33 protein-coding genes are annotated in these 18,017 nt (G+C 66.8%); 3 read left to right on the top strand and 30 right to left on the bottom strand.

The genetic code is table 11. The features are described from left to right. Positions 1 to 6: 6 nt before the first annotated feature. The 21 genes from G6N28_RS26685 to G6N28_RS26585 all read right to left on the bottom strand — a co-directional run bounded on the left by G6N28_RS26685 (position 7) and on the right by G6N28_RS26585 (position 8,873). Positions 7 to 351 (bottom strand): hypothetical protein, encoded by a 345-nt coding sequence (locus G6N28_RS26685; protein ID WP_163905635.1) that lies wholly within the window; start codon positions 349 to 351, stop codon positions 7 to 9. 24 nt (positions 352 to 375) lie between these two features. Continuing rightward, on the bottom strand, positions 376 to 648 hold the full coding sequence (locus G6N28_RS26680) for a hypothetical protein (RefSeq protein WP_163896521.1): 273 nt from the start codon (positions 646 to 648) through the stop codon (positions 376 to 378). After that, positions 639 to 1,100: a RusA family crossover junction endodeoxyribonuclease gene (locus G6N28_RS26675; RefSeq protein WP_163905633.1), complete on the bottom strand. Its 462-nt coding sequence runs from the start codon at positions 1,098 to 1,100 to the stop codon at positions 639 to 641. Before G6N28_RS26675 ends, G6N28_RS26680 begins: the two co-directional genes overlap by 10 nt. A 52-nt stretch (positions 1,101 to 1,152) precedes the next feature. Beyond that, positions 1,153 to 1,515 carry a hypothetical protein gene (locus G6N28_RS26670; RefSeq protein WP_163896460.1) on the bottom strand — a complete coding sequence of 121 codons (363 nt, stop codon included), beginning with the start codon at positions 1,513 to 1,515 and terminating at the stop codon, positions 1,153 to 1,155. After that, positions 1,512 to 2,357 carry a DNA translocase FtsK gene (locus G6N28_RS26665; protein ID WP_163905631.1) on the bottom strand — a complete coding sequence of 282 codons (846 nt, stop codon included), beginning with the start codon at positions 2,355 to 2,357 and terminating at the stop codon, positions 1,512 to 1,514. Before G6N28_RS26665 ends, G6N28_RS26670 begins: the two co-directional genes overlap by 4 nt. Before the next feature lie 33 nt (positions 2,358 to 2,390). After that, entirely contained in the window at positions 2,391 to 2,603 is a 213-nt protein-coding gene (locus G6N28_RS26660; RefSeq protein WP_163905629.1) for a hypothetical protein, read from the bottom strand. Beyond that, complete coding sequence (locus tag G6N28_RS26655; protein WP_163896518.1) at positions 2,600 to 3,652, bottom strand: phage-derived integrase/recombinase RecT; 1,053 nt, start codon at positions 3,650 to 3,652, stop codon at positions 2,600 to 2,602. Before G6N28_RS26655 ends, G6N28_RS26660 begins: the two co-directional genes overlap by 4 nt. After that, positions 3,652 to 4,593, bottom strand: coding sequence for a PD-(D/E)XK nuclease-like domain-containing protein (locus G6N28_RS26650; protein WP_163896517.1), 942 nt, complete (start codon positions 4,591 to 4,593; stop codon positions 3,652 to 3,654). The genes G6N28_RS26655 and G6N28_RS26650 overlap by 1 nt, the downstream gene beginning before the upstream one ends. After that, entirely contained in the window at positions 4,586 to 4,828 is a 243-nt protein-coding gene (locus G6N28_RS26645) for a hypothetical protein (RefSeq protein ID WP_163905627.1), read from the bottom strand. Before G6N28_RS26645 ends, G6N28_RS26650 begins: the two co-directional genes overlap by 8 nt. Beyond that, on the bottom strand, positions 4,825 to 4,962 hold the full coding sequence (locus G6N28_RS26640) for a hypothetical protein (protein ID WP_163896515.1): 138 nt from the start codon (positions 4,960 to 4,962) through the stop codon (positions 4,825 to 4,827). The genes G6N28_RS26645 and G6N28_RS26640 overlap by 4 nt, the downstream gene beginning before the upstream one ends. Beyond that, entirely contained in the window at positions 4,959 to 5,243 is a 285-nt protein-coding gene (locus G6N28_RS26635) for a hypothetical protein (protein ID WP_163896514.1), read from the bottom strand. Before G6N28_RS26635 ends, G6N28_RS26640 begins: the two co-directional genes overlap by 4 nt. Further along, positions 5,240 to 5,365: a hypothetical protein gene (locus G6N28_RS27370; RefSeq protein ID WP_268950232.1), complete on the bottom strand. Its 126-nt coding sequence runs from the start codon at positions 5,363 to 5,365 to the stop codon at positions 5,240 to 5,242. The genes G6N28_RS26635 and G6N28_RS27370 overlap by 4 nt, the downstream gene beginning before the upstream one ends. Before the next feature lie 5 nt (positions 5,366 to 5,370). After that, positions 5,371 to 5,613, bottom strand: coding sequence for a hypothetical protein (locus G6N28_RS26625; RefSeq protein ID WP_163905623.1), 243 nt, complete (start codon positions 5,611 to 5,613; stop codon positions 5,371 to 5,373). Further along, entirely contained in the window at positions 5,606 to 5,947 is a 342-nt protein-coding gene (locus tag G6N28_RS26890; protein ID WP_179961993.1) for a hypothetical protein, read from the bottom strand. Before G6N28_RS26890 ends, G6N28_RS26625 begins: the two co-directional genes overlap by 8 nt. Then, entirely contained in the window at positions 5,944 to 6,246 is a 303-nt protein-coding gene (locus G6N28_RS26615) for a DUF7214 domain-containing protein (RefSeq protein ID WP_163896512.1), read from the bottom strand. Before G6N28_RS26615 ends, G6N28_RS26890 begins: the two co-directional genes overlap by 4 nt. Next, positions 6,243 to 6,563, bottom strand: a complete 321-nt coding sequence (locus tag G6N28_RS26610) for a hypothetical protein (protein WP_235674422.1) — start codon at positions 6,561 to 6,563, stop codon at positions 6,243 to 6,245. The genes G6N28_RS26615 and G6N28_RS26610 overlap by 4 nt, the downstream gene beginning before the upstream one ends. Before the next feature lie 238 nt (positions 6,564 to 6,801). Next, positions 6,802 to 7,125, bottom strand: a complete 324-nt coding sequence (locus tag G6N28_RS26605; RefSeq protein WP_163905621.1) for a hypothetical protein — start codon at positions 7,123 to 7,125, stop codon at positions 6,802 to 6,804. Next, positions 7,122 to 7,517, bottom strand: coding sequence for a hypothetical protein (locus G6N28_RS26600; protein WP_163905619.1), 396 nt, complete (start codon positions 7,515 to 7,517; stop codon positions 7,122 to 7,124). Before G6N28_RS26600 ends, G6N28_RS26605 begins: the two co-directional genes overlap by 4 nt. Next, positions 7,514 to 7,852 (bottom strand): hypothetical protein, encoded by a 339-nt coding sequence (locus G6N28_RS26595; protein WP_163896509.1) that lies wholly within the window; start codon positions 7,850 to 7,852, stop codon positions 7,514 to 7,516. The genes G6N28_RS26600 and G6N28_RS26595 overlap by 4 nt, the downstream gene beginning before the upstream one ends. Continuing rightward, positions 7,849 to 8,691: a BRO family protein gene (locus tag G6N28_RS26590; protein WP_197745804.1), complete on the bottom strand. Its 843-nt coding sequence runs from the start codon at positions 8,689 to 8,691 to the stop codon at positions 7,849 to 7,851. Before G6N28_RS26590 ends, G6N28_RS26595 begins: the two co-directional genes overlap by 4 nt. Next, positions 8,688 to 8,873 carry a MerR family transcriptional regulator gene (locus G6N28_RS26585; RefSeq protein WP_163896508.1) on the bottom strand — a complete coding sequence of 62 codons (186 nt, stop codon included), beginning with the start codon at positions 8,871 to 8,873 and terminating at the stop codon, positions 8,688 to 8,690. Before G6N28_RS26585 ends, G6N28_RS26590 begins: the two co-directional genes overlap by 4 nt. 118 nt (positions 8,874 to 8,991) lie before the next feature. On the opposite strand from G6N28_RS26585, the gene G6N28_RS26580 reads away from it, so the two are divergent. Beyond that, positions 8,992 to 9,465, top strand: coding sequence for a helix-turn-helix domain-containing protein (locus tag G6N28_RS26580; RefSeq protein WP_163905616.1), 474 nt, complete (start codon positions 8,992 to 8,994; stop codon positions 9,463 to 9,465). Here the strand turns inward: G6N28_RS26580 and msrB are convergent. From msrB to G6N28_RS26560, 4 genes are all read right to left on the bottom strand, one after another. Further along, the gene (gene msrB, locus G6N28_RS26575) at positions 9,428 to 9,841 is read right to left on the bottom strand and encodes a peptide-methionine (R)-S-oxide reductase MsrB (protein ID WP_163905614.1); all 414 of its coding nucleotides are present in this window, start codon (positions 9,839 to 9,841) and stop codon (positions 9,428 to 9,430) included. The two genes, G6N28_RS26580 and msrB, sit on opposite strands and share 38 nt — an antisense overlap. Before the next feature lie 190 nt (positions 9,842 to 10,031). Further along, complete coding sequence (aftC, locus tag G6N28_RS26570) at positions 10,032 to 11,306, bottom strand: arabinofuranan 3-O-arabinosyltransferase (protein ID WP_407665004.1); 1,275 nt, start codon at positions 11,304 to 11,306, stop codon at positions 10,032 to 10,034. Positions 11,307 to 11,327: 21 nt separating this feature from the next. Continuing rightward, entirely contained in the window at positions 11,328 to 12,893 is a 1,566-nt protein-coding gene (locus tag G6N28_RS26565; protein WP_163905610.1) for an alpha/beta fold hydrolase, read from the bottom strand. A gap of 26 nt (positions 12,894 to 12,919) precedes the next feature. Next, positions 12,920 to 13,693, bottom strand: a complete 774-nt coding sequence (locus tag G6N28_RS26560; protein WP_179962155.1) for a pyrimidine reductase family protein — start codon at positions 13,691 to 13,693, stop codon at positions 12,920 to 12,922. A gap of 34 nt (positions 13,694 to 13,727) precedes the next feature. Between G6N28_RS26560 and zapE the strand changes: the two genes are divergently transcribed. After that, on the top strand, positions 13,728 to 14,762 hold the full coding sequence (gene zapE, locus G6N28_RS26555) for a cell division protein ZapE (protein WP_163905608.1): 1,035 nt from the start codon (positions 13,728 to 13,730) through the stop codon (positions 14,760 to 14,762). A 48-nt stretch (positions 14,763 to 14,810) separates the two neighbouring features. On the opposite strand, the gene G6N28_RS26550 is transcribed toward zapE, so the two are convergent. From G6N28_RS26550 to G6N28_RS26540, 3 genes are read right to left on the bottom strand one after another with little or no spacing between them, the layout of a single operon-like run. Next, complete coding sequence (locus G6N28_RS26550) at positions 14,811 to 15,344, bottom strand: GNAT family N-acetyltransferase (RefSeq protein ID WP_163905606.1); 534 nt, start codon at positions 15,342 to 15,344, stop codon at positions 14,811 to 14,813. Between the two features lie 3 nt (positions 15,345 to 15,347). Next, on the bottom strand, positions 15,348 to 15,842 hold the full coding sequence (locus tag G6N28_RS26545; RefSeq protein ID WP_163905604.1) for a hypothetical protein: 495 nt from the start codon (positions 15,840 to 15,842) through the stop codon (positions 15,348 to 15,350). Positions 15,843 to 15,892: 50 nt separating this feature from the next. Beyond that, positions 15,893 to 16,606, bottom strand: a complete 714-nt coding sequence (locus tag G6N28_RS26540) for a Clp protease N-terminal domain-containing protein (RefSeq protein WP_163905602.1) — start codon at positions 16,604 to 16,606, stop codon at positions 15,893 to 15,895. Positions 16,607 to 16,733: 127 nt separating this feature from the next. Here G6N28_RS26540 and G6N28_RS26535 point away from each other — a divergent pair, with 127 nt between their 5' ends. Then, positions 16,734 to 17,087: a helix-turn-helix transcriptional regulator gene (locus G6N28_RS26535; protein ID WP_163906639.1), complete on the top strand. Its 354-nt coding sequence runs from the start codon at positions 16,734 to 16,736 to the stop codon at positions 17,085 to 17,087. Between the two features lies 1 nt (position 17,088). On the opposite strand, the gene G6N28_RS26530 is transcribed toward G6N28_RS26535, so the two are convergent. Beyond that, entirely contained in the window at positions 17,089 to 17,508 is a 420-nt protein-coding gene (locus tag G6N28_RS26530; protein WP_163905600.1) for a hypothetical protein, read from the bottom strand. A gap of 97 nt (positions 17,509 to 17,605) precedes the next feature. Further along, on the bottom strand, positions 17,606 to 17,989 hold the full coding sequence (locus G6N28_RS26525) for a hypothetical protein (protein WP_163905597.1): 384 nt from the start codon (positions 17,987 to 17,989) through the stop codon (positions 17,606 to 17,608). Positions 17,990 to 18,017 lie beyond the last annotated feature (28 nt).

Raw genomic sequence — 18,017 nt, 5'->3', positions numbered from 1 at the left:
ACCCGGCTACTGCTCCAGCGGGACTGCATCAGATGATTCACGCCACCCGGCCCGATCAGCGTCGACGATCTGCCGGCCGCCCATCGTCATCAGCAGCCAGCGTTGCTCCACCGTCAAAGCCACGACTCCACCGCCAGCCGAGTTCTCGCTTCCTACCTGTGATTCGATGGGTGCGCGGCGGTCGATCCTTGGGCGTACGTTTGGGCCGACGTGAGCGTCTGGAACGGCTTGCCGTGGAAGTGCCAGCATCGGCAGGTCGTCGTGGCCGACGCCTTGCAGCACCCACTCGTTGCCGACGCGTTGCACGCTGTAGAGGCCGCGCGCCCCCACCGCCGTCAACGTGCCGACCATGTGGTCGGCTCGACCAGTTCAGCATCAGCGAATCCGCTCCGTGTGATGCTCGACCCTGCCGCGGCCGCGGCCGTCGCGTTCCGCCTGCGGTGTCGGCCCGGTCCAGTAGGTGAACGTGACCGGTGCGGGTGCGATCGAGGCGATGAACGCCCGCGCTGCCCTGATTGCGCGCCAACGCTCGCGGTACATCTTCGACGTCAGCACGTTTTCGCCGTTGCCGCCACGAACCGTGTACCAGAAGTCGCCGCGCGGATTCTCCCGCTGGCTCACATAGATCGGCCGTCGTTTCAGTCCCATAGCGGCAGACCGCCTTTCGGATTCTTCGGTTGTTGGGATAGGTCGCGGACCATGCCGCTGACATGCGGTGCGATCGCGACGACGGTGCGCGGATCATCGCGGTCGAGGTCGAGCACACCGGACAGGCCGGTGCACTGGCAGTCGTCGACCCAGAGGACACCGTTGGCGGCGTCGCAAACGTGCTTCAAAAGGTTGTCGACGTCGACGCGTTGCTTCGTCGGCCGGAAGAACACGCACGCCAGCGCGACGTTGCCGGTGAACGGTTGCCGCACGGTCGCCCGTAGGTACACGCCGGTGGTTTGTTCGGCGCGTTTGTCGTCGGGGTTGTGGTAGGCGCGGCGCTGTTTCGGGTTGAACCGTGGCCGTGACTTGCTGTAGGGCACACCGGGAATCGTCAACGTGTACGTGCCCGAACCGGCCGCGCCGCCGAGAGCGGCGAGCAGTTCGATCACACGCTCCCGGTCAGCCGCAGTCGTGACGGGCCGCTGCCCCAACCCGTCACCATCAGGCGGTACCCACCCGGTCGTAGGTAGCCTCGAAAATGGCTGGCTTACACGGGTAGAACTCACCCTGCACGCCCTTGATGATGTAGTCGCCGGGCCGAGCCACCATCACACCCTCAAGCGTTGGAATCAAGATATGCGGCCCAACCTGGTGGCATCCTGAGTGCGCTTGCTCGTCCGCGTTGCACATCATGTGGCTGGTGCCGCCGCACCATTCAGCGATGGCTACGCAAGTGTCGACGTAGTGGCCCACATCGAAGACGAGCTCCGAATCCGGGTCAAACCAGTTCGGCTTATCCCATTCCGGTAGCTGCCACGCCTCGATCTCGACGGGCTTCTTGCGGAACCGCCGCGGCGCGCTCATTCGGCACCAACCTCGGCGGCGGCGTCGGCGATCGTCTGCGCGACCGCGCCCCGCGGGTTGTCGACAGTGACGGTGACACCGGACGCCTTCATCTCTGCGATCGCCTCACGCAGCTCGTCGACCGCGCCCGCAGGCGGCGTCAGGATCGGCTCGACCGAAGGTTCCTCCGACGCCTCACCCGGCAACGGCTTAATCGGATACGCCACCCCCAACCACGTATCACCGATCTGCACCAGATGCGCCTCAGTGAGCGGCTGCCGGAACAACCGGATCGGCTGCTTACGCCGCTTCGCCACCGCCACAAGCGGAGCCAACACATTCGCACCCCACTGCGTCAGCAGCGACGGTTCCGGCGGCTCCTTCGACTCCAACAGCCCCGACAATGCGCGGTGCACCATCGCGGTCGGAAACCGTGTTTCGGCGTGCGCATGGAACTGGAACTCAGTATCAGAGTCGAACAGCGCCGGCGTCTCCGACAACGTGACCGTCCATCCTGGGTGTTCACCTTCCGTCGGTTCTTCCGGAGGCGGCGCGGCCGTGGCATCAATGTCGACGGTGTGCTCGTCACCCTTGCGGCCCAACGATTTACAGATCGCCAGCACGGTCTTGGCGGACTCGACGGGCCACACGGTGGGGATCAGGTCACCATCAACCGGAATCCAGGTGTGCCCGATGGTGTATCGGTCGGTCGATGTGGCGACCAGCAGGTCGGTGTCGCCGGGCTCGGACTTGTACGGCGCGCGCTGGGTGGCGAAGTGGATACCGCCCACGATGTCGTCGGCGGTTTGCAACGCGTCGGTCAGCGTGTCGATGAGTTTCGATGTTGCGACGGTGATCGTCATGGCCCGGTTGGTTCCTTTCCGAGGGGTGGTGACCTACAGGCGGTCGCCTGTGGCGTAGCGGGTTTCGACGACCGGATAGCAGCCGTCGTATTCGTCGTCGACGATCCAGCTGTGGCACTGCGCCAACGCCGCGTGCGCAGCCGCCAGCGCGACCTTCGCCTGTACGATCGGCGCGATCGGCTCCTTACCGGCCACCTCAGCCAGCAACCGGTCAGCCTCCGCGTAATGCTCAGACGGCGACATCACTGGCCGGCGTCCTCGTTGAATATGGCGATGATCTGCTCGGCCTCGGCCATCGTCAGTTGCTTGTCGTTGGCGACTTCGCGGCCGATGCTGTTGGCGACGAAGGCTTTCCAGCTCGCGTCGTCGTGCTGCTCGGCGGCGCGTATCTGCGCGAGTGTCTTGAGCTCGTTACGCCCGGCGTACACCACGTCGGCGGGCGGGTCGGCCTGGTCACCAGAGTCAGATTGGACCTCGGCGCCCGACGACGGCTCAGCGCCCTCACTCTGGTCGTTACCGCCGTCTTGACCAGGCCCCGACTCGCCGCCCTCGATGGCCTGCTGGTCGCCGACCACTTCACCGTCGACGAACTCAGTCTGCGCATCCACCAACGGACCCACATCAGTTCGTGTCGAACCATCAAGGCTCACAGCGGTGTTGAACTCGGGCGACAGCGGCAGCCACTTCGCCAACTGCCGCACAGCGGTCTTCTTTGCCATCGCGTTCCAGTCCGTAGCCCACGGCCCATCCTTAGACGCCCTCGACCGCGCCCGGATCGCCTCGACCTCAGCCTTCGTCATCGTGACGAACGTCGTCGTGCCGTCCTTGAACTTCGCCACCGCATACACATCGGTCGGCTCACCGCGGTTGTTGCGGTCGACGATTTCGTGCTCGATGTCGCGGTTCAGGCCAAGCGTCACCTTGTATTTGTCGTTGCTGTAGACGATTTCGGCGTAGATGTCCGAAACCTGACCGGACTGGCGGGCCAGCTTGATCAGGCCCCTGTAGCCGGGGATGAACGTGCACACGTTGCCGTAGGGCACGAAGTACGCCTCACCCGTCGGACCCGGCTCCAACCCCAACTGCGACGCGGTCAGCAGCGCACCGAGGAACGACGCCGGCGAGCACTCGGCCAGCTTCGGCGTCGCGCGCACCACCGTCACCGCGATCCGCGCCATCCGCTCAGGCGTGACGTGTTTCGGCAACGCCTTCTCCAACTCCGGCGTCATATCGACGATGAGCTTGGCGAGCGTCTTCTGCTTCGGCGTCTGACGCACAACATCGGTGCTGGTCATTACTGATAGATCCCTTCCAACTCGGCGATAAGGTCGTGCGCCGCTTCCTCAGTCGCAGCGGACGCGATCTGGTGCTCCACCCAGCCCGGAAGACCAAGCGGCACAATCTCAGTGCTGTAGCCGGGCCACTGCCCGGACTCCACGCACTGCGCGTAGAGGTCGATCGCGCGACGGTTACGGCGCCGCCCCTCCTCACGCGCCAACTCGGTGTAGCGGGCCACCGTCACCAGGTACGGCGGTTCCTTCTCCACACCGACGAACACAAAGTCGGGGTCGTCGGCCAGCCCAGCCGCGACGAGCAGGTCGCGATACCAGGCGTCCTGCATGAAGTAGTTGAGTTTGAACCACCTACGGACCATCTCGGCCGGGTTCACGGTCGCGCTGGTTTTGACGTCGATGATCGTCACCCGGCCGTCGTCGGCGAAGTGCAGGCAGTCGGTGCGGCCGCGTAGCCGCACACCGGTTTCCGGGTCGGTCGCGTAGATCGCCTGCTCGACCAGATTGCGCGGGTGGGTAAGCAGCTCGCCGGCGATCGGGTGCGCGAGGACCGAGTCGGCCATCGCCTGCGCCTTGCCCATCTCGGCGGCGAAGTCATCGTTGGCGCCTGCGCCGACCAGCACCGGCACCTTACCGGCGGCGTGCGCGGCGTCGCGCTGCTCGCGGGCGGCTTTGGTGCGATAGTTGTCGGCGTCGATCTCCACGATGTCGACGCCCTTGCCGAGCACGATCAGGTGGAAGAAGCTGCCGAAGTCGTAGACCCGTTTCGGTGGTGGCGGGTTGTCCATCTGCTCGCGGAACTTCGCGGGGCAGGACGGTGGTAGCAGCAGCTTCGCCCCGCTGACGGACAGGGAGCCGCGGTCGGCGTGATAGGCGTGCTCGCCGATCCACCCGTAGATGCCGTCTTCGGTGGGGATGCCGTTGGCGTCGGTCTTGTCAGGCATTGCGGTCCTTGCGTGGTTCGTCGTCGCCGCAGTACCAGCACATGCCGCGGCGGTAGTCGTGCGGGCAGTCGGTGACGCGCTGGGTGCCGGTGACGACGCCGAGCGCGACGCCGTGCTCATGGCGGTCGCGTTGCGCGCGACTGGTGTTGTCGTCGCGGATGGTGTCGTTGTCGCAGCAGCGTGTGCACACGCACCCCGCCTTGTGCGGTGTCAGGTCGAGCGTCGAAACGGTCACCGCCGCACCCGCTCCCGCACGTCGCCGACCAACCAGGCCAGGACGATGATCGCGGCTGCGATGCCGGTAGCGGTCGGCCCGAACAGGTGCAGCGACAGCACGAACACGCCCACCGCCCACACCAGCCGGGTCACAGCGGCCTCCACCCGATCAGCCACGGCACACGGCGTTGGCACACCGGGCATTCCCAGTCGTTGAGGTGCTCATGGTGGTGGTCGCACACCACGAAAACACCGCCGCAGCATGGGGTGTTCGCCACCCACTTGGCGGGCTGGCGGCACTTGTGCGCCCAGATGTCGATGCGCCGGAACAGTTGTATCACCACGGTCACGTCGCAGCGCGGCGCGAACTCCAGCCCGTCGAGCGTGCTGCTGTCGGCGCCGGTGTCGACAGCAGGCAGGGTCGCGGTGCTCATGCGCCCACGCCTTTCGCGACCGGCAGGTCGCACACCCACGCGAACATGTCCTCGACACGGCGGTCCACCGGAATCGCGGCCAACGCGACCATCATCAACCGCTGTAACTCGTTGGCAGGCAACGCAGTCAGATACGTCCACACCACGGCGGGTCTTCGTCCTGAACCTGCTGAGCCAGATCAGCGACCAGATGCGCGCGGGACACGTAGGCGGTGGGGGTTTCCCCGGTGATGGGTACGCGTTGGAAACTCATCGGGCACTGGTCGTAGGCGGCCTTGCGGCGGCGGCTGTGGAACTTAAACCGGTTGTTCTTCGTCGAAACCATCCGGCCGCAGTACGGGCAACTCTCGATGCTGGACGAGCTAGACATCACGCGCGTCACCACCAACCTTGTCGAGGTGCCGCCGAATGATTCGCATCCCGACGTGGCGCATGTAGCGGTCCATCGGCGCATACGGCACCACCGCCCGCCCCGACGGCGTGTCCACCACCCGCATGCTGGGCACCAAGTCCCGCACAGACAGCCGGAAACCGTTCTGCCGATGCGCACCCCGATACCACCAACGGCGTCGACGCGGCGGCACCATCAGCACACCGCCGCCCGGAACGTCTACCGCCACACCGCGCTCCGGCTCATGCAACCGGGCAGCCGCCAACGTCGCCGCGAAATCATCCGGCCCGAACACCATCACCGGCGCGTTCACCGCTCGACCCACTCACGCTCGACAGCCGCCCGGTTGAGCTGCTCACGCTGCGACTGCTCACGCTCGATAAGCTCACCCAAGTACGTCACCCACGACCGGGCAGCCGCCCCCGACTCCAACTCCGCAGCCAACACCGGATCACCCACCCCGACAGGGCTATGCACCGGCAACACCCGCCAATACGTGCCATCCTCGGCGCGGTAACGACGAAACTCGATGGCCAACGCCAGCGTCCCGAACTCGCCGACCGCGCGGATCTCGCCCAGCCCTGACTGATGGGTCGTCGTCTCAATCCTCATCCGAGCACCCCCGCGCACCCACCGGGGCCGGCCAGCGGCGGATTCGGTGTGCCGTCAGGGATGATGCAGCGCAGAGGCTGCCACCAGTAGCCGACCCGGAACGTGTTCAGGCGGGTGCCGTCCGGGAACGTTTTGCCCTCGCAATAGCCGCCCCACCCGCTGGCTGACAGGCCGGGCCCGTTGCCGGGGCACCAGAACGGCGGCTGCGGCACGTGCGGATCGGGAAGCGCATCAGCGTCAGCGGCCCACAACACGCCCGTACCGGCGAGCGTCGCGGCAGCAGCTGTGGCGGCGAGCACACGCCTGGCCTTGCGCACGTGCACACTCCGACCCGCCCAACGGGGCTGCCTTATCATCGTGTGTGACATCGGGATTTTCCTTTCCTCGACTGATTCCGGTGTCCTTGGGTCGCCGTCCGGTAGCGCGGGCGGCGACCCCTTACTTATGGGTTGGAGTCCGCGTTGGCTCCGCTGGCGAGCCGGTCGGCGAGCGCGCCCAACCGGTCAGCCAGCCGGGGGTCCATCGCGTGCTGATGCTTAGCGACGTAGGCGCGGATCACATCAGCAGCAGCAGCCAGATCGCCGCGCGTGGCGGCACATACGGGTCGGGGTGCCCGGCCGGGGGAGCGGGGGGGGACTCAGCCCCGGCCGGGCTGCCACCTGTGCTTGCGCCAGCTGCAGGTGACAAGCCTGGTTCGTGTACCTCTGTCTCGGCCTCGACCTCGCTGAGCCCTTCGGCCGCGTCGTGCGCGAACGCTGCCCGCGCCTGGCGGCGCGCGAGATCGCGACCACCGATGCACCGCAACGCCTGCCACGGCACGACCTGCCCAACATCGGCGAGCACGTAACCCAACGCCCGGCAGGCACCACGCAACGTCATCGCAGCCACCACTCATCGCGGTCCAGGTCGTCGGAAGCCTCGGCCTCCAAAGCGATTTCGTGGCCGCGCTCCTGCCGCGCCACCGCCGCATCAGCAAGCTCGGCCCGCAACCGCGCGCACTCAGCCCGCGCATCCGCAGCCTCAGCCGCGAAATGCGCCACCTCGTTCGTCAGGGCGTGCGTGTACGCCGACAAATGCCGCCACAACGACGCCATCGACACGATCTGCGCCCGCTGATCCTCGTCGGCCGCAGTGAGTAGGTATTTGTCGAGCAGCCGCGCCATATCGGCCAGCACCGACTTCGCATCCGGCGCAACACCATCGGAGCGGTTCGGGTCGGGCCCCGGTGAGTGACTACCCGACCCGAACCGCACGTCCGTGGTGGCGGTCATGCTGCTGGCTCCGATACGTCCGAATCAGGCCAGGTGATGCGGCTGGACCGCTCCACAACCACTGACGCGCCGAACGATTCGATCAGGTCAGCGCGTTTCTTCGCCGTCGCCCGCGACGCATACACCTTGTTGGTCACCGGCCACACGAACTCGTCGGTGCCCATGATCTGCGTGTAGTTCCCGGTAGGACGCCAACCCGGTGGCCGCCACCCCGGCACCGGCTCCCAGATCGCGTCTTCGGGATGTTCCGGGTCAAACGGGCCGACCGGCTCGAAAGCACCATCGGGGTACCGCACAACGCGGACGCGATACAGGTAGTCGCCGGAGAACTTCACGCCGACCCCCGCAGTTCGCGCGGCAACTCCAACGAGCCGTGCTCAGCCACATGCCTGGTGATCCGCCGCCACGCATAATCCTGGCCGGCCGCGGTCAACTTGCCTGTCGCCCAGGCATGCCCGTTGCGGGCGGTGCCTTTGTCGGTGAACGCCAGACCGCGCTTGATCGCATCGCTGGTCGCGTGCGCGGTGTCAGTACGGTCACCGCGGATGAACAACCCGATGTGCCCGAGGAACCGGAACACCGCGGCCTGCTTGATCTCCAAGCCCTGTTTGCGGCCCCAGGTTTGGACCTCGCGGGCGAACTCCTGCCGGTGCACCGCCGAGTCTGAGACGGTGTGCGCCTCGGCTTTCGCCACCAGCGGGGCGTCCCGCTCAATCGCCGCGGTGAGCGCCTTCGCCTCAGCCTCGGCCCGCTCGGCGCGGGCACGTTCAGCCTTCGCGACCTCGATGGCCTGCCCGGTGCGTGCGTGCGCCGCCTCGATAGCGGCGATCGGATCCGACAAGTCGAGCTCGGCGGCGTAACTGCCCGTCTTGCGGATCTGCGGAAGCACCACCCGCGTGACCCAACGCTTGAAGTCACGGGCACCGGGCACCTGTGAGCCGAGGACCGCCACGTACAGGCCGGACTCGCTGATGATCGTGATGTTCTGCGGCCCGCCGGGGGTACTCACTGAGTGAGTAGCCTCGTCCTCGTCGAGGCGGCGAACCAGGTTCCATGCATCGCGGTAGCCGAGGGCCTTAGCGACGTCAGGGGCGGCGAACCACGGCTCGCCGTTGACCATCACGACGCGGATAGGTGCATCGCCGTACGTGAACGGCACCAGCTCGGCGGTCATGCGCTGGCCTCGGTGCGCTGGGTGAACGCGTCGATGTCGGTTTCAGAGAAGCGGTAGTGCCCGCCGGGTGTGGTGATGGTGGGCTTCAATCGACCTTCGGCAACCCATCGGCGCACAGCGGAGCTGTCAACTTTGAATCGTTTTGCGACTTGGGTTGTCGTGAGTAGCACGACTTCTGGCATGCAGACACGATGGCACTGGCGATAGATCGTGTCAAGCACTAGAAATCGTGTGTCGCGCTAGATAACAATTGCTGCGCACGACTTGCGCGATTTGCCCGCATTGTGCATAGTCGTGAACATGACGACTCAGATGGACTGGGTGCCGGATACCGAGGACTTCTCTGTGCGACTCGCGCTCATTCGCCACGGCAAGCGCTGGAACATGAAAGAAGCAGCGCTGGCCTGCGGCGTCAAACCGCAGTCGTGGAGGGAATGGGAGCTACACGGCCGGCGCCCACAAGACTACGAAGCAATCTGCAAACAGATCGCCCAGGTCGCCCAATGCAACCTGGTGTGGTTGATGACCGGCCACCGGCTCCTCCCCCCTGACCCGCCGGCCGCGCCAGCCAACCCTTTTTCTGGGCCTCAAGCTGGCGGGGCCCAAGTTCACCACTTCCGTCCTCGGACGTCACCTATCGTGAGCGCCCCCCGCTCTGACCGGGAGTTGACCACCGTGCAAGACGGGTCGGTTGACGAGGACGCGGCCCGCTACGTCGCGCTCGCCGAGGGTGCTCCTACCGCTTCGGCACCAACCGCAGACAAATCGAGTTGATGCAGTACCGCTTGTCGGTCGGGGTCGGGTAGCCCTCGCCCTCGAAGACATGGCCCAGGTGGCTGTGGCAGTTGGCGCAGATCACCTCGACGCGGCGCATCCCCAGCGAGTCGTCCGGCCGCAGGATCACCGCGTCGGAGTCCGCCGGGTCGTAGAACGACGGCCATCCGCAGTGCGATTCGAATTTCTCGGTGCTGCGGAACAGCTCGGCGCCGCAGGCCCGGCACTCGTAGACACCCTCGGTCTTGGTGTTGGTGTACTCGCCGGTGAACGGGCGTTCGGTGCCGGCCTGGCGCAGCACGTGGAACTCTTCGGGGGTGAGCTTTCTGCGCCACTCGTCGTCGGTGAGCTGCAGTTTGGGAGCCGGTGTGGTCATACCTTCCACGGTAGCGTTTCTGCCGCGCGACGAGAGCCAGCCGCAGTCGTCCCTTGGGGGTCAAAAAGGCATTAGCGTGAGACATGAGGACCTCTCGGTGATCGATGTGAGTGTGGTAACCACACCGATACCGGAGGTCCTCACCTACTTCCTCACGCCACGCCGTTCACAACCTGCCTGGTCATTACAGCTAGGCGGGTGCGGGCTCGCGAAGCTCCTTCATCCACGGCGGGTCGATGCCGTCGTCGAGTCGATCCTCGTTCTTGGCGTCGAGGTAGCGGAACAGCAACACCGAGAACACCACCACCATGACCAGCGACCAGCCGTAGGTGATCTTCAGGTACTCCAACGCCCGCCCGGTCGTTGGCCAGTGACCCAGCAGCCAACGGTCCATCGTCATGAACCCGTAGATGCCCAGCCACGCCGGCCAGTTGCGCAGCACCGAGTTCGGCAGCACCACGGTCATCAGGAACGGGAACAGCATCATCGAGTAGTAGCCCTGTCCCAGCGACAGCACCAGCCACGACGTAATGAGCAGCACGCCAGAGGAAGTCAGCATCCAGAACATCTGGTCGCGGGTGCGGTAGTAGCGGTACAGCAGCCACAGGCTGATCGCGCCCAACACCACAAAGGTGATGCGCAGCAACATGATCAGCCACATGGGCAGCCCGTAATACACCCCGTTGCCCAGGATCGAGCTGTTGAAGTAATCACGGGTGGACATGATGTAGGGCAGCGTGCGGGTGACGAAGTTCATCGGGTCGCTGATCAACGGCCACGCCACGATGTTGAACACCGCAGGCACCGCGAACGCCGTCACCAACGATCGCCACTGCCTGTTCAACAGCGGAAGCAACAGCAGCGGCGCCAGTAGGGGTTTGACCACCAGGGTCAGCCCGATCGCCACCCCGGCCCACCACTCGTGGCTTCGCACGCCGTCGAGCAGCCACCGGAAGAACAGCACCTCCAGCAACAGGATGCAGCCGTTGATATTGCCGAAAACCAGGGTGTTCGTGACGCTTTCGGTGCAGAACATCGCCAGCAGCAGCGCCGGCGCGGCCACCGAGTCGAGCGAGAACTTGAACAACCGCAGCAGGAAGTACGCCGCCAGCACGATCGCCAACGTGTTGAAGAAGATGAACCAGTAGCGTGACGCCTCGGGCGGAAGATATCCGAACGGCGCCATGATCAGCGTGCCGCCCGGCGGGTAGAGGTAGTGCGGGTCGACGTGGTCGAAGTGCTCGTTGTAGATGTCGAGGCCCAGCTTGAAGTTCACCACCGCGCGGTAGACGGGTGCGAAGTCGTCGGTGATGTAGCCGTTGGTGGCCAACACGTAGCTGCGGTGGATGATCGCGAGGATGGCGATCGGCCACAGTATCGACCGCAGCACGGCCGCTGTGCTCGGCGGAGAGGTGCGAGGTCGGAAAGCGGTCAGGACAAGATCACGCACCAGCGCACCGTACACCGAGGCCTCCGGCGGAAGCGGTCAGGCCGGGCAGAACGTGTCGGTCTCGGGCAGGTTGCCGGTGTCCAGATAGCCGATCACCGGTGGCAGCGCGCACGGCGAATAGATCGACGCGCCGTGCCCGATGCCCTGCCACATCACCCGCCGGTTGGGGGATCCCGCGTTGATGGCCGTGGCCGCGACGGCGGCGACGCCCTCGTTGCCGACGATCGGGTCGTGCTGGGTGCCGAGCAGCAGCACGGGGATCTTGAGGTTCTTGGGCTCCTCGGGCGCCGAGCCGCTGGGCCAGCTCAGGCACTGCACCAGTTCAAGGGCGCCCACCCGGCCGAACTGTGGGTAGAGCTTGTCCCACTCCACGACCAGTTCGCGCACCCGGTCGGGTGTCGGTCGGCTCAGCGAATCGCTGCACCGGTTGACGAACTGACCGTCGGTGTCGCGCATCGCCTCGGCGCGGCTGATCAGGTCCGACATCGGCCCGGGGTCCCCGGCGCGGGCCGCGGCGACCGCCGAAGCCAGCGAGTTCGCGGCATCCACCCGGTCCCCACGCGGATAGGCCAGCGCGGTGGAGATCGCGTTGGCGACCGCCGAGACGGAGGCCCCGGCCGGTCCGCGGCCCTCGCGCGCGTCGTCGAGAAGCGCGTCGACGGCGGCCTTGGGGTCCGGAGCCAGCGGGCAATTCGCCGCCGCGCATTGCGCCGCCCACGCGTCGAGCGCGGCCTGTTCGCCCTTGACGCGCTGCTCCATCGCCGCCTCGGCGGCGATGCCCAGCGGCAAGGGGGAGTCGAGCACCAACCGGCCTACCTTATTGGGGTGGCTGCCGGCGTAGGCCAGCGCCACCTGCGCGCCGTTGCCGATGCCCAGCAGCGCCAGCGTCGGCACGTCCCACGTGCTGCGCAGCCGCTCGAGATCCTCTGCGGCGTGGGCATTGGAGTACGCAGAGTCGCCGGGGGCGATGGCGTCGGTGCAGTTCGTGGTGGCCTGCTGGACGATCTCGCGCAGGTTGGCGACCGGATCGTCACCCGACTGGAACTGCGCCTGATCGGCCATCTGCTGGCGGTCGAACAGGTCGCGGCATTCCAACGAGCTCCCGAGGCCCATGCCGCGGCGGTCGACGGCCACGATCGGATGGCTCTTGAGCAGGTCCGGGCCCGACCGCGCCAACCACACCGGCAACTGCTGCGACGACGGCAGGTTCGTGCCCGTGGTCATCACCAGCGGGCCCGCGTCCTCGGGGGTCTCCGGGCCGCGGGCGCGCACCACCCCGATGCTCACGGTGCCCGCGGCGCCGTTGATGGGATCCAGGTCGGCGTCGTAGCTGGCGCAGTCCAGCGTGACCCCGGGGACCGCGGGCACCCCGGCTTCGCTGAACACCCGCGACGTGCAGTCCCGCCACGCCAACTCGTTCTTGGGGGCCTCGATCGGCGGCGGACCGGCCGGCGCCTGGGTGGTCTCCGGCTGGCCCTGGGGGCCCGCGCCGGAATCGGTGGCGAACCGCGGGTTGGCGGCCAGCCCGGGCGCACATCCGGCGATGACCGCCGCGACGGTCGCCAGGCTCAGGGTCCCGACCAGCTGTTTGCGCCGATTCATGTCGACCACAGTACTGACGTGCGCGCTCACTCCGCCCGTACGTAGCGGGTGTAGAGGTAGCCGGCGTCGTCGCGGAGCAGGTGGGCCGGGCGCATGCGGGTGCGCACCTCACCGGGTGCGGTGGCGATGCGCGGGGCCTGCCCGCCGAGAAGCAGCGGCGCCACGGTCAGGCAGAGCTCGTCGAGTTGGTCGTTCTCGATCAGCATGCCCAGCACCTGCGGACCGCCCTCGGAGAGCACCCGGTACAGGCCGCGTTCGGCCAGGACTTTCAGCAGCGCGGTGGAGTCGACGCGATCGGATCGCGGTCCCGATGCGTTGATCACCTCGGCGACCCCGCTCAACCTGCCGCGGGTGTTCTGATAGGCGTCAGCGCAGGTCAGGATCAGCGGGGGCACGTCGGTGCGGGTGAAGAAGCGGGCGTCGGGGTCGAGGTTGCCGGATCGGGTGACGACGGCGATCGGCGGCACCTCGGCCTGGCCGCGGCGCTGACGGGCGCTGCGGTGGGCGATGGGCACCTGCACGCCGGAATAGTTCTCGACGCGCACGGTGGCCGCGCCGACGACGACGACGTCGGCGGCGTAGCGCATCAACCGGAACAGCACGCGGTCGCCGGCATCGGCCATTCCACCGGCCTTGCCGTCGGTGGTGGCGCCACCGTCGATGCTGGCGATCATGTTGCCGCGCACCCAGCAGCGCCGCAGGTCGTCGGGATAGGCGTAGAAGTCGGACACCCGGCCGTCGTCGACGCTGTCGGTGGGGCCCAGGACGCTGAAGTGCATCCCGGCGGCGGTATCGGACATGAACACGATCGAAGCACGTCGATAGGGTGCGTGCATGCATGGGTCCAGCGGTCTGAGACGTCTGGTCGACCGCCACCCCGACGTCACCCCGGAGCGGTTGATCGCCCAGTTGGTTCCGCCGCTCACCTTCGCCGACGTCAGCTTCGACAGCTACATTCCCGATCCGGCCGAACCGTCGCAGGCCGCTGCCGTGCAGTCGTGCCTGCGGTTCTGCGCGCAGGCCGTGGACCGGCGGGCGGGCAGGAAGAAGTTGTTCGGCCGCCGCGAGGTGCGGCCCGGGGTCGGGCTGTATCTCGACGGCGGGTTCGGCGTCGGCAAGACGCACCTGCTGGCGTCGTCGTACTACCGACTTCCCGAGCCGAAGGCGTTCGCGACGTTCGGCGAATTAACCCAACTGGCAGGTGTTTTCGGCTTCACCGAATGTATCGACCTGTTGGCCGACTACGTGGTGGTGTGCATCGACGAGTTCGAGCTGGACGATCCGGGCAACACGACGCTGATCTCGCGGTTGCTGTCGGCGCTCGTCGAGCGCGGGGTGTCGGTGGCGGCCACCTCCAACACGCTGCCCGAGCAGCTCGGCGAGGGCCGGTTCGCGGCCCAGGACTTCCTGCGTGAGATCCACACGCTGGCAGCTATTTTCGACACGGTACGCATCGACGGGCCCGACTACCGGCACCGCGGCCTTCCGCCCGCGCCCGAGCCGCTCACCGACGACGAGGTCGCCCGGCGCGCCGCGCAGGTGCCCGGGGCGACGCTCGACGAGTTCGACGCGCTGTGCGCGCACCTGGCCACCATGCATCCGTCGCGCTATCTGACGCTGATCGAGGACGTCGCCGCGGTGTTCGTCACCGGTGTGCACCCGATCGAGGACCAGAACGTGGCGCTGCGGCTGGTGTCGTTGACCGACCGACTGTATGACGCCGGCATTCCGGTGGTCGCCTCGGGCGCGAAGCTCGACACCATCTTCAGCGACGACATGCTCGCCGGGGGCTTCCGCAAGAAGTATCTGCGCGCGACGTCTCGGCTGCTGGCGTTGTCCCGCGACTCTTCTTCCGGCGAGCAGACGTGAAAACCCCCTAAATGGCCTGCTTTTGGGGGTTTTCACGTCTGCTCGCGCTCAGGAAAGCTCGCGCACCATCACGAAGTCGTTCTCGATCCCGGCACCGAGCCGAAACGTCTTGGTGCCGTTGACGCGAAACCCGTGTTTGGCGTAGAAGCGCTGAGCGCGCTGATTCTGTTGGTTGACCCCGAGCCATACACAGGCCGCACCCAGCTCGGCGGCCTCAGCCAGCGCCGCGCGCATCAGCGCCGCCGAGACACCGGCACCGTGGTGGTCGGGCAGCACGTACAGCTTCGACACCTCGACGGCCGGGCGCGAAGGGACCGCACGCTGGACGTCGTCGTCGTCGGGAACCCCGTGAATCAACATGGCGTAACCCACGATGCGGTCATCCCGGCGCGCCACCAGCACGGTGCGGTCGGAATCGGCGAGGTATTCGCGGAACCGTTCTTCGGACAGGTTCTCGGCGATGAACGCGGCGATGTTCTGCGGCGTCACCGACGGCGGACAGGCCAGCGGGAAGGTCGTGGCCGCCACGTCGGCGAGGTCGACAAGATCGGCTTCGGTGGCCGCCGCGACGTCAATACCCAAGCGTCAGGACACGTTCCACTGCGCCAGGTGCTTCCCGGTGACCCGGTCGATGAGCACCACGTTGGAGATCAGATCGCGGTAGCAGTCCCACCACACGCCACCGCTGACCGTGGAGCCGGCGGGGGCGTTGTTCAGCGCGCGCTGCAACGAATCCGGGGCGTCGGTGTTGCGCGGTTCGTAGGCGTCGCCGGTCGGCGTGACACCGCGGAACTGGTAGGTGATCGCCTGGGCGTACGGCGTGGGCACCGCGATCGGATGCACGGTGACGTCGCCTCGCCAGACCTCATAGCGCGGCGCCCGGGGCGGATAGCCGAAACCGGGCGGGACCGGCGAGGGCGCGATGCCGTGCACGGTGATGTCGGCGACCAGGCCCTCGAAGTCCACCCGCAGCGTCTCGCCGAGGCGTCCGATGGGCGTCGTCGCCGCCGAGGCGGGGGCGGCCACGACGACGGCGGCGGCCGACATCGCCGCGATCAGGAGCACGAACCAGCGACGCATGGCCGAAATGATCGCACACACTGAAACGTGTTACCGCCGGTTGCCCGCGGTCAGCCTTTGGTGAACGGTTCCAGCGCGGTGACCAGGTCTGCCTCGAAGCGGTCCCGGTCGACGCCGAGGCGGTGCAGCACACCGTCGTCGTCCTCGGCCTCCAGCAGCGCCAGCAGAATGTGTTCGGTGCCAACGTAGTTGTGGCCCAGGCGAAGTGCTTGCCGGAAGGTCAGTTCGAGCACCTTCTTGGCGGCGCCGTTGAACGGAGTCAGCGCTGGCAGCTCGCCCTCGGTGCGCGGCGGAAGCTCGACGGCGTCGGACACGGTCGCGGCATCGACGCCTTGGCCGGCGAGCAGTTTGACGGCCAGACCTTCGGAGTCGTCGAACAGGCCGAGCAGCAGATGATCCGGGGTGATTTCGGCGTTGCCGGCTTCCTGCGCCCTGTTCTGGGCGACCACGACGACATTGCGCGCCCGGGGAGTGAACCGGCTGAACCCGGCGTTGGGATCCAGCGCGTCGGCCTTGGGCACGAAGCGCTTCTGGGCGGCCTGTTTGGTCACGCCCATGCACTTGCCGATCTCGGTCCACGACGCCCCCGAGCGGCGGGCCTGGTCGACGAAGTGGCCGATGAGGTGGTCGGCGATCTCGCCGAGGGCGTCGGCGGCGAGCACCGCGTCGGTGAGCTGATCGAGCGGCTCGCTGTGCACCTCTTTGATGACCTGGATCAGATCGTCGAGACGCACGGGGTTCTGGATCTTGGCGGGCTTCGTCATGTGGTCAACTCTAGGTTGACGCTAGCGTTTCGTCAACCGATGGTTGACGCCAATGGGTGTCGAAGAACGTGACATGGTCCACCGAATCGTTTTTGCTCGCGCCCTCGCGGGTATCCGTCGCCCCAACATGGGGAAGAAAGTCAGAGCCTCGGGTACGCAGTCGGCGCTGCTGCGGCGAGCGATCGCGTTTATTCACGAGAACGCCGATAATGACATCTCGCTCAACGATATTGCCGCGGCCGTCAACGTCACCCCGCGCTCGGTGCAGTACACGTTTCGGCGCCACATGGACACCACGCCGCTGGAATATCTCCGTCGCGTGCGGCTGTGTCACGCGCACCGCGATTTGCGGAAGGCCGACCCAGCCGTGGACACGGTGATGGCCATCGCCGGGCGCTGGGGCTTCGCCCACGCTGGTCGCTTCAGCCGGATCTACAAGCAGACGTTCGGGCAGTCACCGAGTCGGACACTGCGGGACTGAGCTATCTCGGGAAGAACCCGGCGCGGGTGAAGAAGCCCGGCTGCCACCCTTCGGGCCCGCGGCACAGCAGCGGCCGCCCGTCGGGGGCCTGCGCGGCCGACTGCGGCTTCGGGCAGGGCGAACCGATTTCCTGGACGCCGTACAACTGGTAGGCCGCGACCCAGAACCCGGTGTACACCGGCGGCCACTGGTTTTCGATCCAACGGCATTGCAGAACCTCGCCGCCTGGTCCGCGACCGAAGGTGAAGCGCTCCATGTTCGTGCAGGGCCCGGCGAGGCGGGCGTCGTAATTCATCCCCGGAACGTCGCTGGGGTAGCGGCCCGGCTTGTCCAGATACATCAGGTCGTCGGCGGATGCGGCGGGCGCCATGCTGATGGCAGCACCGGCGACTGCCACAGCGGCGAGGATTTCGCGAATCATGTCCACCCTTAGGTCGTCATGGCCCCTGTCTTGGCAGAAGCGTAGTGGGTACGGGCGCCTCGACGTGTGCTTTCCCGGGGGCGCACTCGCCGGCGGGTCACGGCCGGGCCAGTCTTACCGTCAACGGCACGTCGATGCGCTCGTGTTGGCCGGCGATGCGGAACCGGTAGACGTGGTGTCCGCCGCCGGGGTTGACGGGCAGCACCAGCGCGGGCATGCACATGAACTTCATCGGCGCGTCGACGGTCAAGTTGGAGGTGTAACTGGGCAGGCGCTGCGCGTTGGGTCCCTCGGCGTCGATCACCAACGAGTACGTCTGGCCCACGTCGGAATCGTCGACGTCGCAGAGCACCACGACGTCGGTTTGGAACGCGGTCGCCGTGGCCGCGACGGTGGTGCTGGCCCAGAATCCGCCGGTGAGGTTGAGCATGCCGTCGACGACCTCGACGTGGTTGGCGAAGAACGCCGCGGTGAGCCGCATGAGCAAAACCTACCCGCTTCTTGGTCGT

This window comes from Mycolicibacterium pulveris (genome assembly GCF_010725725.1).
In the GTDB taxonomy this organism is placed as follows: domain Bacteria; phylum Actinomycetota; class Actinomycetes; order Mycobacteriales; family Mycobacteriaceae; genus Mycobacterium; species Mycobacterium pulveris.
This window is presented reverse-complemented; position numbering and strand designations above follow the sequence as displayed.

Bases quoted from the DNA above. Each gene is read 5' to 3' on its own strand.
- G6N28_RS26685 (WP_163905635.1), bottom strand. From the start codon at position 351: ATGGTCGGCACGTTGACGGCGGTGGGGGCGCGCGGCCTCTACAGCGTG.
- G6N28_RS26680 (WP_163896521.1), bottom strand. From the start codon at position 648: ATGGGACTGAAACGACGGCCGATCTATGTGAGCCAGCGGGAGAATCCG.
- G6N28_RS26670 (WP_163896460.1), bottom strand. From the start codon at position 1,515: ATGAGCGCGCCGCGGCGGTTCCGCAAGAAGCCCGTCGAGATCGAGGCG.
- G6N28_RS26665 (WP_163905631.1), bottom strand. From the start codon at position 2,357: ATGACGATCACCGTCGCAACATCGAAACTCATCGACACGCTGACCGAC.
- G6N28_RS26655 (WP_163896518.1), bottom strand. From the start codon at position 3,652: ATGACCAGCACCGATGTTGTGCGTCAGACGCCGAAGCAGAAGACGCTC.
- G6N28_RS26650 (WP_163896517.1), bottom strand. From the start codon at position 4,593: ATGCCTGACAAGACCGACGCCAACGGCATCCCCACCGAAGACGGCATC.
- G6N28_RS26635 (WP_163896514.1), bottom strand. From the start codon at position 5,243: ATGAGCACCGCGACCCTGCCTGCTGTCGACACCGGCGCCGACAGCAGC.
- G6N28_RS26625 (WP_163905623.1), bottom strand. From the start codon at position 5,613: ATGTCTAGCTCGTCCAGCATCGAGAGTTGCCCGTACTGCGGCCGGATG.
- G6N28_RS26615 (WP_163896512.1), bottom strand. From the start codon at position 6,246: ATGAGGATTGAGACGACGACCCATCAGTCAGGGCTGGGCGAGATCCGC.
- G6N28_RS26605 (WP_163905621.1), bottom strand. From the start codon at position 7,125: ATGACGTTGCGTGGTGCCTGCCGGGCGTTGGGTTACGTGCTCGCCGAT.
- G6N28_RS26600 (WP_163905619.1), bottom strand. From the start codon at position 7,517: ATGACCGCCACCACGGACGTGCGGTTCGGGTCGGGTAGTCACTCACCG.
- G6N28_RS26590 (WP_197745804.1), bottom strand. From the start codon at position 8,691: ATGACCGCCGAGCTGGTGCCGTTCACGTACGGCGATGCACCTATCCGC.
- G6N28_RS26585 (WP_163896508.1), bottom strand. From the start codon at position 8,873: ATGCCAGAAGTCGTGCTACTCACGACAACCCAAGTCGCAAAACGATTC.
- G6N28_RS26580 (WP_163905616.1), top strand. From the start codon at position 8,992: ATGACGACTCAGATGGACTGGGTGCCGGATACCGAGGACTTCTCTGTG.
- msrB (WP_163905614.1), bottom strand. From the start codon at position 9,841: ATGACCACACCGGCTCCCAAACTGCAGCTCACCGACGACGAGTGGCGC.
- G6N28_RS26565 (WP_163905610.1), bottom strand. From the start codon at position 12,893: ATGAATCGGCGCAAACAGCTGGTCGGGACCCTGAGCCTGGCGACCGTC.
- G6N28_RS26560 (WP_179962155.1), bottom strand. From the start codon at position 13,693: ATGTCCGATACCGCCGCCGGGATGCACTTCAGCGTCCTGGGCCCCACC.
- zapE (WP_163905608.1), top strand. From the start codon at position 13,728: ATGCATGGGTCCAGCGGTCTGAGACGTCTGGTCGACCGCCACCCCGAC.
- G6N28_RS26545 (WP_163905604.1), bottom strand. From the start codon at position 15,842: ATGCGTCGCTGGTTCGTGCTCCTGATCGCGGCGATGTCGGCCGCCGCC.
- G6N28_RS26540 (WP_163905602.1), bottom strand. From the start codon at position 16,606: ATGACGAAGCCCGCCAAGATCCAGAACCCCGTGCGTCTCGACGATCTG.
- G6N28_RS26535 (WP_163906639.1), top strand. From the start codon at position 16,734: ATGGGGAAGAAAGTCAGAGCCTCGGGTACGCAGTCGGCGCTGCTGCGG.
- G6N28_RS26530 (WP_163905600.1), bottom strand. From the start codon at position 17,508: ATGATTCGCGAAATCCTCGCCGCTGTGGCAGTCGCCGGTGCTGCCATC.
- G6N28_RS26525 (WP_163905597.1), bottom strand. From the start codon at position 17,989: ATGCGGCTCACCGCGGCGTTCTTCGCCAACCACGTCGAGGTCGTCGAC.